We start from the raw sequence: 16,342 nt of genomic DNA, 5'->3' as shown, positions 1-16,342 counted from the left end.
CGACCCGAGGCGGGCACCGCCGCTGACCGCCCGACGCGGACCCCGCTGACGACCGCCGCGGGCCGCGCCACACCCCGCGCTGGTAGACAGGACCCATGACGGTTCGCTGGGGAGTCATCGGCACAGGCGGCATCGCACGGTCCTTCGTGGGTGACTGCACCGCGGCCGGCATCGTGTTCACGGCCGTGGGCAGCCGCACCCGCGAACACGCCGAGGCCTTCGCCGCCGAGTTCGGCATCGAGCGGGCCCACGGTTCCTACGAGGACCTGGTGGCGGACGACGATGTCGACGCGGTCTACGTCGCGACCCCGCACGTCCGGCACGCCGAGGACGCCCTGCTCGCGATCCGGGCGGGCAAGCACGTCCTGGTCGAGAAGGCCTTCACGATGACCGCGGACGAGGCCCGTACGGTCGTCGATGCGGCTCGGCACGCGGGCGTCGCGGTGATGGAGGCGATGTGGACCCGGTTCCTGCCCCAGATGGCGATGATCCGCGAGGTCGTTGCCGAGGGCCGGATCGGCCGCCCGGTGGTCGTCGAGGCGACCCACCACCAGGCCCTCCCGACGGACCCCGGCCACCGGTTGCGCGACCCGGCACTCGGCGGGGGAGCGATGCTCGACCTCGGGATCTACCCCGTGTCCTTCGCGGTGGACGTGCTCGGGGTGCCGACCGCGCTGGTCGCAGCCGGGACGCTGAGCGAGCAGGGCGTCGACGAGCAGATGGGCCTGGTCATGACGCACGAGGGCGGTACGCAGTCGATGATCCACTTCGGGATGGACCTGCGGAGCCCGAACACGGCGTCGATCATCGGCGAGACCGGCCGCATCGACCTCGACTCCACCTGGTACACGCCGACCACCTGGCGGATCCGAGACCGCGACGGTGCCGTCGTCGAGGAGTTCGACGGCCGCGAGGAACTCGCCGGCTACGAGCACGAGGCCCGCGCCTTCGAGACGATGATCACGTCTGGCCGCCACGACGGCGGCCCGATGGACCCGGACGAGACCGTCGCGATCATGGCGGTGCTGGACGAGGCGCGACGCCAGGTCGGGGTCCGGTACCCGGCCGACGGTCCCGTCACGGCTCCCTGATCCGGCTCCCGTCCGCCACGGATCCCGGATCCGGCCTGGAGGCTCCTGCCGCAGTTCCGTAGGATCGGTCGCGATGTCCGAGCAGCAGCCCAGCCCGCGTTCCGTCCCGGAGCGGTTCCGCGCCGCCGTCACCGCGGTGCGTGCCTCCGCCGCGCGCCGCCCGGTTCCCTGGATCGCCGGTGGCCTCGCGGCGCTGCTCGTGGTCGGCTCCGGTGGGGCCGTCGCCGTCGCGGCGGCCACGACCCCGGACTCCCGGACCGCCGCGGCGCCGAGCCCGACCCGGACCGCGTCCTCGGCTCCGGACCGGACGACCACCACGAAGCGCCCGACGACGAAGCCGTCCCCCACCCCGACCCCCGATGCCCGCGCGGTGCCGGACGACCTCGCCGGTCCGTCCGCGCTCCGGACCTGCTCGATCGCGACGGCTGCGTCGGCGAGCGGCCTCGGCGACTTCGAGGGGTACGTGATGGACGCGAAGACGGGCAAGGTCCTGTTCTCCCAGCACGGCGAGCGGGCCGCCCAGACCGGCAGCGTCATGAAGACCCTGACCTCGGCGACCGCGCTCTCGGTGCTCGGGGGTGACCACCGCATCCCGACGACCGTCGCGCGGGAGTCCGCGAACACCGTCGCCCTGGTCGGTCACGGCGACGCGACGCTGTCCGCCGGCGGTGGCACGGTGTACCCGGGCGCCCCGACCCTCGCCCAGCTCGCGCAGCAGGTGAAGGCGAAGGTCGGCGACACCCCGGTCACCACGATCGTCACCGACGACTCGTACTGGAGCGACGCCGACGCCTGGGACCCCACGTGGCCGGTGTCCGAGCGCACCATCGGGTACCAGCCGGAGGTCACGGCGCTCATGGTCGACGGTGACCGGGCGAACCCCGCAGCGGCGACCTCGCCCCGGTCGGAGGACCCGGTCGGACGCGCGGGCATCGCGTTCCGGACGGCACTGGCGAACGCTGGCGTCGCTGGCGCCTCGTCCGCGCAGATCGTCAAGCGGGCGACCACCGGCACCGAGACGATCGCCACGGTGTCGTCGCAGCCGGTGTCGACACTCATCGGGCAGATGATCCCGAACTCGGACAACACCCTGGCCGAGATGCTCGCCCGGGTGTCCTCGAAGGAGTCCGGCTCGAACGGCTCGGCGGCGTCGCTGTCGTCCGTGTACCAGTCGGCACTGCGCTCCTACGGCCTCGACCCGGCCGGCATCGTGATCAAGGACGGCTCGGGCGAGAGCGCCTCGAACGCGGTGTCGCCGGAGTTCGTCGCACACCTCATGGTGCAGGTCGCCTCCGGCGCGAAGGGCCTCGGCACGCTCGCGAACGCCCTGCCGGTGTCCGGCCAGTCCGGCACCCTGGCCAGCCGGTTCACCGGCGCGAACGCGGTCGCCCGCGGCAAGGTGCACGCGAAGACGGGCTGGATCGACAGCGCCAACACCCTCGGCGGCTACATCGACGCCGCCGACGGGTCGCGGCTGACCTTCGCCTTCTACGCCATCGGTTCACCGCGTGCAGCGGCACTGCCGGCACTCGACGCGGTGACCGCCGCGACCTACTCGTGCGGGAGCAAGCTCACCGGCTCCTGAGCCGACGGGTGTTGGATGGACCCATGGCAAGAGCACTGCTCGTCGTGGACGTCCAGAACGACTTCACCGAGGGCGGAGCGCTCGCGGTCACCGGGGGAGCGGCGCTCGCGAAGCGCATCACCGCGTTCCTCGGTCGGCACGGGGACGAGTACGACCTGATCGTGGCGTCCCGCGACTGGCACCACGGCGACGACGACAACGGCGGACACTTCGCCGGACCCGACGGACCCGACTTCGTCGACACGTGGCCGGTGCACTGCGTCGCCGGCACACCCGGCGCCGATTACCACCCCGATCTCGACACCGCACTGATCGACGTCGACGTCCGCAAGGGGCAGGGCACGCCGGACTACTCGGCGTTCCAGGCCCGGACCGAGGCGGGCGTCCCGCTGGCCGAGGTGCTCGCCGAGCGCCGCGTGCACACGATGGACGTCGTCGGCATCGCCACCGACCACTGCGTCCGTGCCTCGGCGCTCGACGCCCGTGCCGCGGGCCTCGACGTCGCCGTGTACGAGGACCTGGTGGCCGGCGTCGACGTCGAGCGCAGCGCCCGGGCGCTCGACGAGATCCGGGCGGCCGGCGGACACGTCGACCGCAGCGACATGGACGAGGGCCTCGCGAACCCAGGAGGAGCACGACTGTGACCGACACCACCACGAACGAAACCACCACCACCACCGTCGCCGACGAGCACGTCCGCGTCGAGGGCGTCCCCACCGGACTCTTCATCGGCGGCACCTGGCGCGCCTCGTCGAGTGGGTCCACCTTCGCCGTGCACGACCCGTCGACCGGTGCCGTCCTGGCCGAGGTCGCCGACGCCACCCCCGAGGACGGCCTCGCGGCCCTCGACGCAGCCGCCGCGGCGCAGGAGTCGTGGGCAGCGACGGCCCCGCGCACGCGCTCGGACATCCTGCGCCGGGCCTTCGACCTGGTGCACGAGCACGCCGACGACCTCGCGGCCCTGATGTCGCTGGAGATGGGCAAGCCCCTGGCCGAGGCCCGCGGCGAGGTCACGTACGGCGGCGAGTTCCTGCGGTGGTTCTCGGAGGAAGCCGTCCGCATCACCGGCGACTACCGCACGAACCCCGAGGGCACCGGCCGCGCGATCGTGCTGAAGCGTCCGGTCGGCCCCGTGTACGCGATCACGCCGTGGAACTTCCCGCTCGCGATGGCGACACGGAAGATCGGTCCGGCGCTGGCCGCCGGCTGCACGGTCGTCGCGAAGCCGGCCGACCTCACCCCGCTGACGACCCTGTTCCTGGTGGAGCTGTTCCGCCGTGCCGGGTTGCCGGACGGCGTGCTCAACGTGATCCCCTCGAGTGACGCCAAGGCGCTGTCCGAGCCGATCATCGCCGACCCGCGCCTGCGGAAGCTGACGTTCACGGGCTCGACCCCGGTCGGCTCAGCGCTCCTCAAACAGGCCGCCGACAACGTGCTCAAGACGAGCATGGAGCTCGGCGGCAACGCCCCGCTGCTCGTGTTCGACGACGCGGACCTCGACAAGGCAGTGGATGCCGCGATGCTCGCGAAGTTCCGGAACACGGGCGAGGCCTGCACCGCCGCGAACCGGTTCTTCGTGCAGGACGGCATCGCCGACGCGTTCGTCGCGGCCCTCACCGCGAAGGTCGACGCGCTGCGCGTCGGTCGGGGCACCGAGGACGGCACGACGCTCGGACCGCTCATCGACGACCGTGCGGTGGACAAGGCCGCAGGGCTCGTCGACGACGCCCTGGGCCGTGGCGCCCGGCTCGTCACCGGCGGACACCGGATCGACCGTCCGGGCACGTTCTACGAGGCGACGGTCATCGACGACGTGCAGCCCGGGTCGGAGATCATGACGACGGAGATCTTCGGACCGGTCGCCTCGGTCACGCGCTTCACCACCGAGGACGAGGGGATCCGGCTCGCGAACGACACCGAGTACGGTCTCATCGCCTACGCCTTCACCACCGACTTCCAGCGCGGCCAGCGGCTCGCCGAGCGCCTGGAGACGGGCATGCTTGGGCTGAACACGGGTGTCGTGTCGAACGCGGCGTTCCCGTTCGGTGGCGTGAAGTCCTCCGGCCTCGGCCGTGAGGGTTCGCACGAGGGCATCGAGGAGTACCTCGAGACCGTCTACGTGCTGACGCCGGACCCCTTCGCCGCCTGAGCCAGAGCCAGAGCCCGAGCCCGAGCCTGGATCGACGGTACGGCCGCGGTACTCGCGGCCGTACCGGCAATCACACCAGCAGCTGGTGCTTCGCCAGGTCGCGGTAGAGCGGCGTCGACTCCACGAGCTCGGAGTGCGTGCCGCTGCCGACGACGCGGCCGTGCTCGAGCACGACGATCACGTCGGAGTCGACCACCGTCGACAGCCGGTGGGCGATCACGAGCAGGGTGCGGTCCTCGGCGACGGCGTCGATCGCGAGCCGCATCTTCTGCTCGTTGACGCCGTCGAGTGACGACGTCGACTCGTCGAGCAGCAGGATCGGGGGAGCGGCGAGCAGCGCGCGGGCGATGGCCAGGCGCTGCCGTTCCCCACCGGAGAGCATCACGCCGTCCTCACCGACCTGCGCGTCGAGACCGCGGGGGTCGCGGTGCAGGACCTCGCCGAGGTTGACCGCCTCGAGCACCCGGACGCAGTCGTCCTCGGTGGCGTTCGGCGACCCGAGCAGCAGGTTGGCGCGGATCGTGCCGGCGAGCACGGGGGCGTCCTGCTCGACGTAGCCGATCTGAGCCCGGAGCTCGTCGCGGTCCATGCCGCGGACGTCGATGCCACCGAGGCGGATGACGCCGCCGGTGGGGTCGTAGAACCGCTCGATCAGCGCCAGGGTCGTCGACTTGCCGGCACCGGACGGACCCACGAGTGCAACACGCGAGCCGCGGGGCACCCGGAACGACACGTCGTGGAGCACCACGTCGTCGGCCGGGCGCTCGTCGTCGACGCGATCCGGGCCTCCTGGACGGTCCGCGGGGTCGAACGCGACCGCGCCGTCGGCACCCGAGGCGTCCGCCTGGGCGCGGTACCGGAACGAGACGTGCTCGAACGCGATGGCGTCGTCGGTGGCGACGGCCGCGGCGGGCCGGACCGACTCGTCGTCCTGCGACTCCGTCGGCAGGTGCAGGATCTCCTCGATCCGGCCGAGCGCGCCGAGCGCCTGGGCGACGGCGACGGCCGCGCCCATCGCCTGGCCGAGCGGCATGATCATCATGAAGAGCAGCAGGATGAACGTGATGAGCGTCGCGATGGTGATGGTGCCGGCTGCGACCTGTGCACCGCCGACGCCCAGGACGGCGATGAACGCGACCTGCATGACGATGCTCGCGACGGGGACGACGAAGGCAGACATCTTGGCGATGTCGAGGCCGCGCTTGTAGGCCTCGGTCGCGTGGCTGTCGACCTCGCGCACCTCGCGTTCGGTGGCGCCGGCCGCACGGATCGTGCGGACCGCACCGATGCCGCGTTCGACGGCGGCGGTGAGGTCGCCGACCTTCTCCTGCGCACGCTTCGAGGCGACCCGGATGCGACGGCTCAGCCCGCCGACGACGACGATCGCGATCAGGACGATCACGATCACGATGCCGAGCAGCAGCGGGTCGATGATGGCCATCGCGACGATGGCGCCGATGAACGTGAGCGCGCCGCCGATCGACTCGATCAGCCCCTGGGTCAGGACGGCCCGCAGGAGCGTGGTGTCGCTGCCGACGCGGGACACCAGGTCGCCGGTGCGCCGCGTGTCGAACTCCGAGATCGGCAGGTTGAGGATGCGGGCGATGAGCTTGCGGCGGGTGGAGAGCACGACGCCCTCGCCCGCACGCTGCAGCAGGAAGTGCTGCACGCCGTTCAGCACCCCCGCGACGATGACGAGCCCGACCAGCAGCCACACGAGCGTGCTGAGGGTGTTGCCCTGCTGCACCGCGGTGATGACCTGGTTGACCAGGAGCGGCTGCGCGAGCGAGGCCCCCGCCCCGAGGACGCTCAGCACGATGATCACGACCATCGCGGGCTTGTTCTCGAACAGGTAGGACAGCAGGCGACCGAACGTGGCGCGGGGGCCGTCGGAGGTCTTCGGGCGTGCGAAGGGGAAGCTCATCGTGTTCCTAGTTTCTGCCGTACTTCTTGTGCACTGCCTGTCGGCTGACACCGAGCAGCGTCGCGATCTCCTGCCACGAGGCACCGGCGGTGCGGGCACGTCGCGCAGCGAGCTCTTCGGTCCGGTCGAGCTCACGGCGCAGCTCCCGCACGTTGGCGAGGGCGGAGAACGGGTCGTCCCCCGATGCTCCGGCCGCGAGGCTCGTGATGGTCGGTCGGTCCATGCCTGTCAACCTACATTGACGTACCGACATCCGTCAACCTGCGTTGACGGCGCGAGCCGTGCAGCATCGGGTGCGCAGACGCCGGCGTCTTCGTTCGACGCCGCCACGCGCGCGAGACGCCGCCGAATCCGGCGGCGTCTCGACGGGCATGCGGCGTCCCGCTGACACGACGGCGTGTTGCGCGGGGGGAGGCGCGCACACGACGGACGGGAGGCCCGGTGCCAGCTGGCACCCCTCCCTCGCAGGCTCGGTCGGCGCACCCCGCGCAACGCTTCGCGTCGCTGCTGAGCGGGGTGCGCCCGTCCCGCGGATGCGTCGCCGATCAGGCGTCGGCGATGTCCTTCGACTTCGTCTCGCGCACGAAGAGCAGCGCGACCAGCGTCACGACCGCGGCGATCGTCAGGTACAGGCCGACCAGGAAGATGTCGCCGTCCGGCTTCCAGAGCGCCAGTGCAATGGTCGGGGCGAGCGACGCACCGAGGATCGACGCGACGTTGTACGCGATGGCCGAGCCGGTGTACCGGACGTTCGTCGGGAACAGCTCGGGCAGCAGCGCACCCATCGGACCGAAGGTCAGCCCCATCAGCGAGAGCCCGACGATGAGGAAGGTCACCACGGTGATCGGGCCGCTCGACGCCGCGAACCAGAACTGGAACGTCAGGCCGAACAGCGCGATGCCGATCGTGGTCGGGATGAGGGTCTTGCGGCGGCCGAACTTGTCGGCGAGCAGCCCCGCGATCGGGGTGAAGATGCCGAAGAACACGACACCGATCATGAGCAGGGTCAGGAACTCGCCACGGCTGTACCCGAGGCCGACCTTCGGGACGAGTGCGCTGGCCTCGGAGCCTGTCGTGCCGTACGACAGGGTGAACGTCGTCATGAAGTAGAAGAGCACGTACGTGGCGACCATGCCGAACGTGCCGACGATGACGGCCCGCCACGAGGTGCGGAACACCCGGCCGAGCGGGACCTTCGCGACCGTGCCGGACTCCTGCACACCGCGGAACACCGGCGACTCGACGAGCTTGAAGCGCACGTAGAGACCGATGATGACGAGCACGGCGGAGAGCAGGAACGGGATGCGCCAGCCCCACGCCTGGAAGTCGGCGTTCGGGGTGCCGTCGGCACCGGCGGGCATCGCCGCGTTGATCGCGATGAACAGGCCGTTCGCGAGCAGGAAGCCGATCGGGGCACCGAGCTGCGGCATCGAGCCGAACACGCCGCGCTTGCCCTTCGGTGCGTTCTCGGTCGCGAGCAGGGCCGCACCGGACCACTCGCCGCCGAGCCCGACGCCCTGGGCGAAGCGCATGACGGCGAGGAGGACCGGGGCCCAGACGCCGATGGTGTCGAACGTCGGCAGGCAGCCGATCAGGAACGTGGCGGTGCCCATCACGAGCAGCGACGCGACGAGGGTGGTCTTGCGGCCGATCCGGTCGCCGAAGTGCCCGAAGATGATCGACCCGACCGGCCGGGCGAAGAACGCCAGGGCGAAGGTGACGAAGGAGGACAGCTGCGAGGCCGTCGGGTCCTCGTTCGGGAAGAACAGCGTCGGGAAGACGAGCACCGCGGCGGTCGCGTAGACGTAGAAGTCGTAGAACTCGATCGACGTGCCGACGAGGCTCGCGATGACGACGCGGGAGCGCGGGTTGCCGGCGGGTGGCGGAGCGGAGGTGGGGGTTGCGGGTGCCGGGGCGGCGGTCATGACAGGGCGGGGTCTTCCGTGCTGCGTGCTCCCGACGGGGAGCACGAGGATCCGAAACGGCGGACACCGATCGGTTCGCGCGGGGTGGCGCGGGCACCGATCGGGTGCGTTCGGCTGAGGGGGGACCGCTTGTGACGGAAGCCCGATCATACGACAGATGTCGTCTGCCTGCGAATCAGCCCAGAGTCAGCTGGCCGAAGCGTCTGCCTCCTGCGCGCGCTCAGGCGCCCGCGCCAGCTCCCGCTTCGAGGTGCTCGGGCAGTTGGTGGCCCATCCGGTCGCGCTTCGTGTCGAGGTACCCGGCGTTCTGCGCCGAGATGCCGACGACGAGCGGCACGAGGGAGTCGACGGTGATGCCGTGCTCCTCGAGCTGGCGGCGCTTCTCCGGGTTGTTCGACAGCAGCCGGACCCGGGTGATGCCGAGGTCGGCGAGGATGCCCGCGGCGCCGCCGTAAGCACGGGAGTCGGCGGGCAGGCCGAGCGCGAGGTTGGCGTCGAGGGTGTCGAGACCGTCCTCTTGCAGGCGGTAGGCCTTGAGCTTGTTGATGAGGCCGATGCCACGGCCCTCCTGCCCGCGCAGGTAGATGACCACGCCGCCCTCGGCCGCGATCGTGTCGAGCGCGGCGTCGAGCTGGGGGCCGCACTCGCACTTCAGCGAGCCGAAGGCCTCACCGGTCAGGCACTCGGAGTGCACCCGGACGAGTGCGCCGTCGGTGGGCATCGAGCCGTCCGGCAGGGTGCCGATGATCGCGACGTGCTCCGCGCTCGTCACGAGGTCGCGGTAGGCGCGCATCTGGAAGGTGCCGTGGGTGGTCGGCACGTTCGTCGACACCTCGAACTTGACCGGGCTCCCCGGCGTGGGGGAGGTCAGCGCATCGGTCATGGGGTGCTCCGGTCGTTCGTGGGCCCGTCGTTCCCGAGCCCGGGTGTCGCGTGCTGCTGCTGCTGGCGGTCGTGCTGGTGCTGGTTCTGGTGCTGCGGACGGTGCGGTCGGGCTCGGACCAGCAGGTCGGGGCCGAGGCTGGTGGTCGATAGTACGTCCAACCGCCGACGGTCGGAGATGCTTCCCACGCCCAGGTCGTCGAGGGCGACCCGGGGTCCGCCGAGCAGCACCGGGGCGATGTACACCAGGTACTCGTCGACGAGTCCGGCGGCGATGAGCGCCGAGGCGACCGTGGGACCACCTTCGACGAACACCGAGTGCACGCCGTGCCCGCGCAGGGCGCCGAGTGAGGTGGCCAGGTCGTGTCCGGGCAGGGTGACGAACCCGCGCGGGTGCCGACGGACGGCGGCGTCGGCAGGCACCGGGCGGTCACCGAGCACCACGGCGAGGGGCTGGTCGGCGAGCAGTTCGCCGGCGTCCCCGCGCGCGGTCAGGCTCGGGTCGTCGGCCAGGACGGTGCCGGTGCCGACGAGGATCGCGTCGTGGGCGGCGCGCTGTTCGTGGACGTGCTGGCGTGCGGCGGCGCCGGTGATCCACTTGCTCGTGCCGTCGGCAGCGGCGGCGCGCCCGTCGAGGCTGGACGCCCACTTGACGGTGACCCACGGTCGGCCGAGCCGGACCGAGAGCAGCCAGCGTTCGAGGAACGCCTCGGCCTGGTCGGCCAGGACGCCGGAGACGACCTGGACCCCGGCGGCACGGAGACGGTCGGCGCCGCCGTGCACGTCGGCTCCGGGATCGTCGATCGCGTACACGACCCGGGCGATCCCGGCGTTGAGCAGAGCCACGGCGCACGGGCCGGTGCGGCCGACGTGGTTGCAGGGTTCGAGGGTGACGACCGCCGTCGCGCCGCGCAGCAGTGCCGGGTCGACCTTGGCCATCGCGTCGACCTCGGCGTGCGGTGTGCCGGCGCCCTTGTGCCACCCCTCGGCGAGGACCTCACCGGTGGGGGAGAGGATCACGGCGCCGACGCGGGCGTGGTCGCCGACGACGGGCCCGAGGGCCGCGAGTTCGAGCCCGCGGCGCATCGCCCGGACCTCGGTGGGTCGTGCCGTGTCGCTCACGGGCCGAGCCTACCGGCGGTGGTTGGGTGACACGTCACCACGGTTGTGAGCGCGTTCAGGCGACGGGCCAGGGGAGCTCGGAGGCTGGGGTGCCGTCGGCGCGTCGCAGTGCGGTCCACGCCGCGGTCGGGCCGCCGTCCCGGTCCGGCACCCGTGCTGCGCCGAGGCCCGTGAACGAGAACCCGGCCGCACGGGCGACCGCTGCCGACGCTGCGTTGCCCTCGTAACACTCCCAGTAGACGTCCGGCGCGCCCTGCTCGAACGCCCAGTCGACGACGAGCCGGACGGCGTCGTGCATGAGTCCGGCACCGCGCGCGGACGGTGCGAGCCAGAACCCGAGGTCACGGCCGGCGGTGCGGTAGCTGATGATGCCCGCGAGCCACGTCGAACCGGCCGGTCGGATCGCCCAGGTGTACTCGCGGTCCGATGCCCACCCCGGTCCGACCAGGGCGTCGACGAAGGTCCGGGCGTCCTGCTCGCGGTACGGCGTCGGCACCGTCGTCCACCGGACGATCTCCGGGTCCTGGCAGGCCTCGGTGATCGCCGCGGTGTCGGCGCGGGTGGGCAGGTCGAGCCGGACCCGCGCCGACTCGAGGGTGACGGGCTGCACGGTCAGCCGCGCGACCGCGGGACGAACCCGATGCGGTCGTAGACGCGGGCCAGGGTCTCCTGGGCGATCGACTCGGCGCGGTCGGCGCCGACGGCGAGCAGCCGGTCGAGCTCCGCCGGGTCGTCGAGCAGTTCGAGCGTGCGGGCGCGGACCGGTTCGAGCTCGGCCACGACGGCGTCGGCGACCTCGCCCTTCAGGTCGCCGTAGCCCTTTCCGGCGAACGACTCCTCGAGCGCAGTGATCGAGGTGCCGGTGAACGCCGACAGGATCGTCAGCAGGTTCGTCACACCGGGCTTCGTCTGGCGGTCGGCCCGGATCTCACGCTCGGCGTCGGTGACGGCCGACTTGATCTTCTTCGCGGTGCGCTTCGGGTCGTCGAGCAGACGGATGAGGCCGTTGTCCGACGCTGCGGACTTGCTCATCTTGCTGGTCGGGTCCTGCAGGTCGTAGATGCGCGCGGTCTCGGTCAGGATGCGTGCCTCGGGCGTGACGAAGGTGTCGCCGAACCGCGAGTTGAAGCGTCCGGCCAGGTCGCGCGTGAGTTCGACGTGCTGGCGCTGGTCGTCCCCGACCGGCACGACCTTGGTGTCGTAGAGCAGGATGTCCGCGGCCATCAGGATCGGGTAGGTGAAGAGCCCGACCGACGCGGCCTCGGCGCCCTGGCGTGCCGACTTGTCCTTGAACTGGGTCATCCGGCTCGCCTCGCCGAAGCCGGTCAGGGTGTTCAGCACCCAGGCGAGTTCGGCGTGCGCGGGCACGTGCGACTGCACGAACAGCGTCGCCTTGGACGGGTCGATGCCCGACGCGATGTACTGCGCAGCGGTGGCCCGGGTGTTCGCGCGGAGCTCGGCCGGGTCCTGCGGCGAGGTGATGGCGTGCATGTCGACGACGCAGTAGATGGCGTCGTAGTCGTCGAGCAGGGTCCTCCACTGCATGAGCGCCCCGACGTAGTTGCCGAGGTGCAGCGATCCGGCGGACGGCTGGATGCCCGAGAAGATGCGGGTCTTGGTCATGGTGGTGCTCCGGTGCGTCAGGTGAAGCGAGAGAAGAGGGGTCAGAGTTCGTAGTCGACGACCACGGGGGCGTGGTCGGACCATCGCTGGTCGTACGCCGCGGCGCGGTCGACCGTGTACTCCGTGACCTTGGCGGCCAGGTCGGGCGTCGCCATCTGGTAGTCGATGCGCCAGCCGGTGTCGTTGTCGAAGGCCTGACCGCGCCACGACCACCACGTGTACGGGCCGTCGACGTCGCCGGCCTGGGCACGACCCACGTCGACCCATCCGAGGCCGGGACCCGTGGAACCGTCGGCACCCTCGACCGGTTCGCCGTCGGCGCCGAAGAACCGCGAGAAGTAGGCGCGCTCGCGCGGCAGGAAGCCGGCTCGCTTGACGTTGCCCTTCCAGTTCTTGATGTCGCGCTCGTCGTGCCCGACGTTCAGGTCACCGACGACGACGGCGAGCGGGTTGTGCGCCCGGAGTGCGGGCAGCCGCTCGGTCATGGCGTCGAGGAACTTCCACTTCTCGTCCTGCTTCGGGGTGTCGACCTCGCCCGAGTGCACGTAGGTGGAGACGACGGTGACGGTCGTCCCGCCGATCTCGTAGTCGGCCTCGAGCCAGCGGCCGGCCGAGTCGAAGTCGTCCGGGCCGAGCGCGACGCGGTGGATCTGGGCGGAGTGTCGGGATGCGATCGCGACGCCGGCCCGACCCTTCGCGGTCGCCGGGTCGTGCACGATGTCCCACTCGTCGCCGAGCAGCGCCGCCAGGTCGTCGCTCGACGCGCGCACCTCCTGCAGGGCCAGCACGTCGACGTCGCGGGTGGCGAGCCAGTCGCCCATGCCCTTGCGGAAGGCGGCGCGGACGCCGTTCACGTTGACGGATGCGAGGCGCAGGCGTGTCATGCAGAACACCTTATCGGCGGGTGCCGACAGCCCTGGACGCCCCCACGGACGCACGGGAGGCACGGTGCCAGCTGGCACCGTGCCTCCCGTCCGTCTGGTGGTCGCGTGCAGGACGCGACCTGCGCGATCAGGCCGCGTCGTGGTCCGTCTTGAGGAACTCGACCAGGCTGTCCGCGGTGGTCTCGGCGTCGTCGCCCGAGACGGTGAGGGTGACCTCGTCGCCGTTCTCGATACCGAGCCCGAGCAGGGCGAGGATGCTGCCGGCGTTCCCGGACTTGTCGCCCTTGGCGATCGTGACCTGGTGCCCCGACGCCGTCACGGTCTGGACGAAGAGGGATGCGGGGCGAGCGTGCAGGCCGGATGCGCTGGCGACGGTCACGGTGCGGGTGGCTTCGGACATCGATGTACTCCTGTCGATGGGTGGTTGGCTCATGCTAGCGAGCACTGGGTGGGCGGGGACGGGGCGCGGTCAGGGTCGGCCGGGCCAGAAGACCTCGGTGCCGGCGGCCTCGACCTCGCGGACCAGGTCGAGGTTGACGGCGGGGTCGGTGATGATCGTGTCGATCGCTGCGAGCGGGGCGACGCGACCGAACTCCTCGCGGCCGAACTTGGTGTGGTCGGCGAGCAGGATGCTCCGTCGGGCGGACTTGATCATCGCGCTCTTCACGGCGGCCTCGGCCATGTTGTGGGTCGTCAGGCCGCGCTCCGGCGTGATGCCGTTGATGCTGATGAAGGCGACGTCGACGCTGACCATGCCGATGAGCTGGTGCGTCCAGGTACCGACGCCGGCCAGGGAGTCGCTGCGGATGTTGCCGCCGAGCAGGTGCAGGTCGATGCCCGGGCGGTTCGCGACGGCGGTGGCGACGGGGAGCGAGTGCGTGACGACGGTCAGCCCGCGGTCGGTCGGCAGCAGCTCGGCCAGGCAGATGGTCGAGGTGCCGGCGTCGATCATGATCGAGCCGTTCTCGGGCAGTTCGGCCAGGGCGGCCTCGGCGATGACCATCTTCTCGGTCTGGTTGATGCCGCCACGGTCGCCGACGCCGGGGTGCAGGGTGATCCGCTCGACGGGGATCGCACCGCCGTGCGCACGACGGACGAGGCCGCGGCGTTCCAGGCTCGTCAGGTCGCGGCGGATGGTCTCGGGCGTGACGGCGAGCGACTCGGCCAGGTCCTTGACGTCCACCCGGCCCTGCGCGCGCGCCTGCTCGACGATGCGCTGGTGGCGTTCTGGTGCGTACATCGGACCTCGTCGTCTCGGGTCGGAACGGAACGGACATGCTCGGGCACGACATCCGCGATGTCGTCCCCTGCGTTCGATCCGCCAGACGCAAACGGGCATCTGTTTCTGCATTTTTATCCCCGGATGTGTTTGTTTGTCAACGCGAAGCGGGGTAGTGTGCTGATCAGCCGCACGGGCGTGGTCTGTTCCCGTGTCGTGTGCACCGAACGATCCACCCCACCGCAAGCGCGTGTGAGATGAAGGAGTCTCGAATGTCCGAACTGCTCGGCACCGGCGTCGGCCGTGGCGTTGCCCACGGCCCCGTGCTCCGGATGGCTGACCCGCTCGGCGAACCGTCGAAGGACGCCCTGGTGGGCTCGGCGGACGACGCGAAGCAGGCCGTGCACGACGCACTGGCCGCCGTGGCGGACGACCTCAACAAGCGCGGACAGCTCGCCGGTGGCGACGCCCAGGCCGTGCTCGAGGCCCAGGCGCTCATGGCGCAGGACCCGACGCTCCTCGACGACGTGCACACCCGCATCGACGGTGGCACCAACGCCGAGCGCGCCGTGTACGAGGCGTTCGCCCAGTTCCGCGACCTGCTCGTCGGCATGGGCGGCTACATGGGGGAGCGCGCGGCCGACCTCGACGACGTCGCCCAGCGCATCATCGCCAAGCTCCGCGGCGTGCACGCCCCCGGCGTCCCCGAGTCGGACACCCCCTTCGTCCTCGTCGCCCGCGACCTCGCCCCGGCGGACACCGCGCTGCTCGACCTCGAGAAGGTCCTGGCGCTCGTCACCCGTGACGGTGGCCCGACCTCGCACACCGCGATCCTCGCCCGTGCCAAGGGCATCACCGCCATCGTCGGCGTGACCGGTGCCGACGACCTGGCCGACGGCCAGTCCGTCGTCGTGGACGCCATCGCCGGCACGGTCGTCACCGACCCCGACGCCGCACTGGTCGCGGACGTCGAGCGTCGCATCGCCGACCGCCTCGCCGCCGCAGCGGCACCGCTCACCGCCGGTGCCCTCGCCGACGGCCACGTCGTGCCCCTGCTCGCGAACCTCGGCAGCCCCGCCGACGCCGCCGGCGCCGTTGCTCTCGGTGCGGAGGGCGTGGGGCTCTTCCGCACCGAGTTCCTCTTCCTCGACTCGCCGAAGGCCCCCACGGTCGACGAGCAGACGGAGTCGTACCGCCAGCTCCTCGCGGCGTTCCCCGGCAAGAAGGTCGTCGTGCGCGCGCTCGACGCCGGCGCCGACAAGCCCCTGCCGTTCCTCACCGACAAGGACGAGGAGAACCCGGCCCTCGGGCGCCGCGGTCTCCGTGCACTGCGGAACCACCCCGAGGTCCTGCGCGACCAGCTCACCGCGCTCGCCCAGGCCGACGCCGCGACCGAGGCCGACCTGTGGGTCATGGCCCCGATGGTCGCCGACGCCGAGGAGACCGAGTACTTCGTCACCCTGGCCCGCGAACTCGGCATCCGCACCGCGGGTGTCATGGCCGAGGTGCCGTCGCTCGCGCTGATGGCCGAGCAGGTGTTCCAGAACGCCGACTTCGTGTCGATCGGCACGAACGACCTGACCCAGTACACGATGGCCGCCGACCGCATGCTCGGCACTGTCGCGTCGTACCAGGACCCGTGGCACCCCGCCGTCCTGCGCCTCGTCGCGCAGCTCGGTTCCGCGGGCGCCACCGCCGGCAAGGCCGTCGGGATCTGCGGTGAGGCAGCAGCCGACCCGCTGCTCGCCGTCGTCCTGGTCGGTCTCGGCGCCACGACCCTCTCCATGACCCCCGCGGCCCTGGCCGACGTGCGCGCCGAACTCGGTCGCTACACGCTCGAACAGGCCCGCGAGATGGCGACGGCGGCACTCGCCGCGAGCACGGCGGCGGCCGCGAAGTCCGCTGCCGCGTCCGCGGTGCACGCCGCCTGACCCATCA

The 16,342-nt window shown here is 71.5% G+C and carries 14 protein-coding genes and 1 pseudogene; 5 read left to right on the top strand and 10 right to left on the bottom strand.

Features of this window, described 5'->3' with window-relative positions; all coding sequences use genetic code 11:
- Positions 1-95: 95 nt before the first annotated feature.
- The 4 genes from DEJ29_RS12105 (at position 96) to DEJ29_RS12090 (ending at position 4,825) form a co-directional block, all read left to right on the top strand.
- Positions 96-1,091 carry a Gfo/Idh/MocA family protein gene (locus DEJ29_RS12105; RefSeq protein ID WP_111095107.1) on the top strand — a complete coding sequence of 332 codons (996 nt, stop codon included), beginning with the start codon at positions 96-98 and terminating at the stop codon, positions 1,089-1,091.
- Between the two features lie 73 nt (positions 1,092-1,164).
- Positions 1,165-2,676, top strand: coding sequence for a D-alanyl-D-alanine carboxypeptidase/D-alanyl-D-alanine endopeptidase (dacB, locus tag DEJ29_RS12100; RefSeq protein WP_111095106.1), 1,512 nt, complete (start codon positions 1,165-1,167; stop codon positions 2,674-2,676).
- 23 nt (positions 2,677-2,699) lie between these two features.
- Positions 2,700-3,320: an isochorismatase family protein gene (locus DEJ29_RS12095; protein WP_181438205.1), complete on the top strand. Its 621-nt coding sequence runs from the start codon at positions 2,700-2,702 to the stop codon at positions 3,318-3,320.
- Positions 3,317-4,825, top strand: a complete 1,509-nt coding sequence (locus tag DEJ29_RS12090) for an NAD-dependent succinate-semialdehyde dehydrogenase (RefSeq protein ID WP_111095104.1) — start codon at positions 3,317-3,319, stop codon at positions 4,823-4,825. Before DEJ29_RS12095 ends, DEJ29_RS12090 begins: the two co-directional genes overlap by 4 nt.
- A 70-nt stretch (positions 4,826-4,895) precedes the next feature.
- Here the strand turns inward: DEJ29_RS12090 and DEJ29_RS12085 are convergent, their stop codons facing one another.
- The 10 genes and pseudogenes from DEJ29_RS12085 to DEJ29_RS12040 form a co-directional block, all read right to left on the bottom strand.
- Positions 4,896-6,749: an ABC transporter ATP-binding protein gene (locus DEJ29_RS12085; RefSeq protein ID WP_111095103.1), complete on the bottom strand. Its 1,854-nt coding sequence runs from the start codon at positions 6,747-6,749 to the stop codon at positions 4,896-4,898.
- Positions 6,750-6,756: 7 nt separating this feature from the next.
- The gene (locus DEJ29_RS12080) at positions 6,757-6,972 is read right to left on the bottom strand and encodes a hypothetical protein (RefSeq protein WP_027466417.1); all 216 of its coding nucleotides are present in this window, start codon (positions 6,970-6,972) and stop codon (positions 6,757-6,759) included.
- 322 nt (positions 6,973-7,294) lie between these two features.
- Positions 7,295-8,674 carry an MFS transporter gene (locus DEJ29_RS12075; protein WP_284173641.1) on the bottom strand — a complete coding sequence of 460 codons (1,380 nt, stop codon included), beginning with the start codon at positions 8,672-8,674 and terminating at the stop codon, positions 7,295-7,297.
- 220 nt (positions 8,675-8,894) lie between these two features.
- A pseudogene (gene ribA, locus DEJ29_RS12070) lies at positions 8,895-9,524 on the bottom strand (GTP cyclohydrolase II); the annotation flags it as partial.
- A gap of 29 nt (positions 9,525-9,553) precedes the next feature.
- Entirely contained in the window at positions 9,554-10,642 is a 1,089-nt protein-coding gene (gene ribD / locus DEJ29_RS12065; protein ID WP_502866895.1) for a bifunctional diaminohydroxyphosphoribosylaminopyrimidine deaminase/5-amino-6-(5-phosphoribosylamino)uracil reductase RibD, read from the bottom strand.
- Between the two features lie 91 nt (positions 10,643-10,733).
- Positions 10,734-11,288: a GNAT family N-acetyltransferase gene (locus DEJ29_RS12060; protein WP_071406390.1), complete on the bottom strand. Its 555-nt coding sequence runs from the start codon at positions 11,286-11,288 to the stop codon at positions 10,734-10,736.
- A 2-nt stretch (positions 11,289-11,290) separates the two neighbouring features.
- On the bottom strand, positions 11,291-12,301 hold the full coding sequence (gene trpS, locus DEJ29_RS12055; protein WP_110863350.1) for a tryptophan--tRNA ligase: 1,011 nt from the start codon (positions 12,299-12,301) through the stop codon (positions 11,291-11,293).
- Positions 12,302-12,342: 41 nt separating this feature from the next.
- Positions 12,343-13,185 carry an exodeoxyribonuclease III gene (locus tag DEJ29_RS12050; protein WP_071406392.1) on the bottom strand — a complete coding sequence of 281 codons (843 nt, stop codon included), beginning with the start codon at positions 13,183-13,185 and terminating at the stop codon, positions 12,343-12,345.
- 127 nt (positions 13,186-13,312) lie between these two features.
- Complete coding sequence (locus DEJ29_RS12045) at positions 13,313-13,585, bottom strand: HPr family phosphocarrier protein (protein ID WP_022905912.1); 273 nt, start codon at positions 13,583-13,585, stop codon at positions 13,313-13,315.
- 69 nt (positions 13,586-13,654) lie between these two features.
- Positions 13,655-14,425, bottom strand: coding sequence for a DeoR/GlpR family DNA-binding transcription regulator (locus tag DEJ29_RS12040; RefSeq protein WP_071406394.1), 771 nt, complete (start codon positions 14,423-14,425; stop codon positions 13,655-13,657).
- A 251-nt stretch (positions 14,426-14,676) separates the two neighbouring features.
- Here DEJ29_RS12040 and ptsP point away from each other — a divergent pair, with 251 nt between their 5' ends.
- Entirely contained in the window at positions 14,677-16,335 is a 1,659-nt protein-coding gene (ptsP, locus tag DEJ29_RS12035; protein WP_071406395.1) for a phosphoenolpyruvate--protein phosphotransferase, read from the top strand.
- The last annotated feature ends 7 nt before the right edge of the window (positions 16,336-16,342 follow it).

This window comes from Curtobacterium sp. MCPF17_021 (genome assembly GCF_003234605.2).
Taxonomy (GTDB): Bacteria; Actinomycetota; Actinomycetes; order Actinomycetales; family Microbacteriaceae; genus Curtobacterium; species Curtobacterium flaccumfaciens.
The sequence above is the reverse complement of the archived record's forward strand: the minus strand, read 5'-3'. Positions and strand labels throughout refer to the sequence as shown.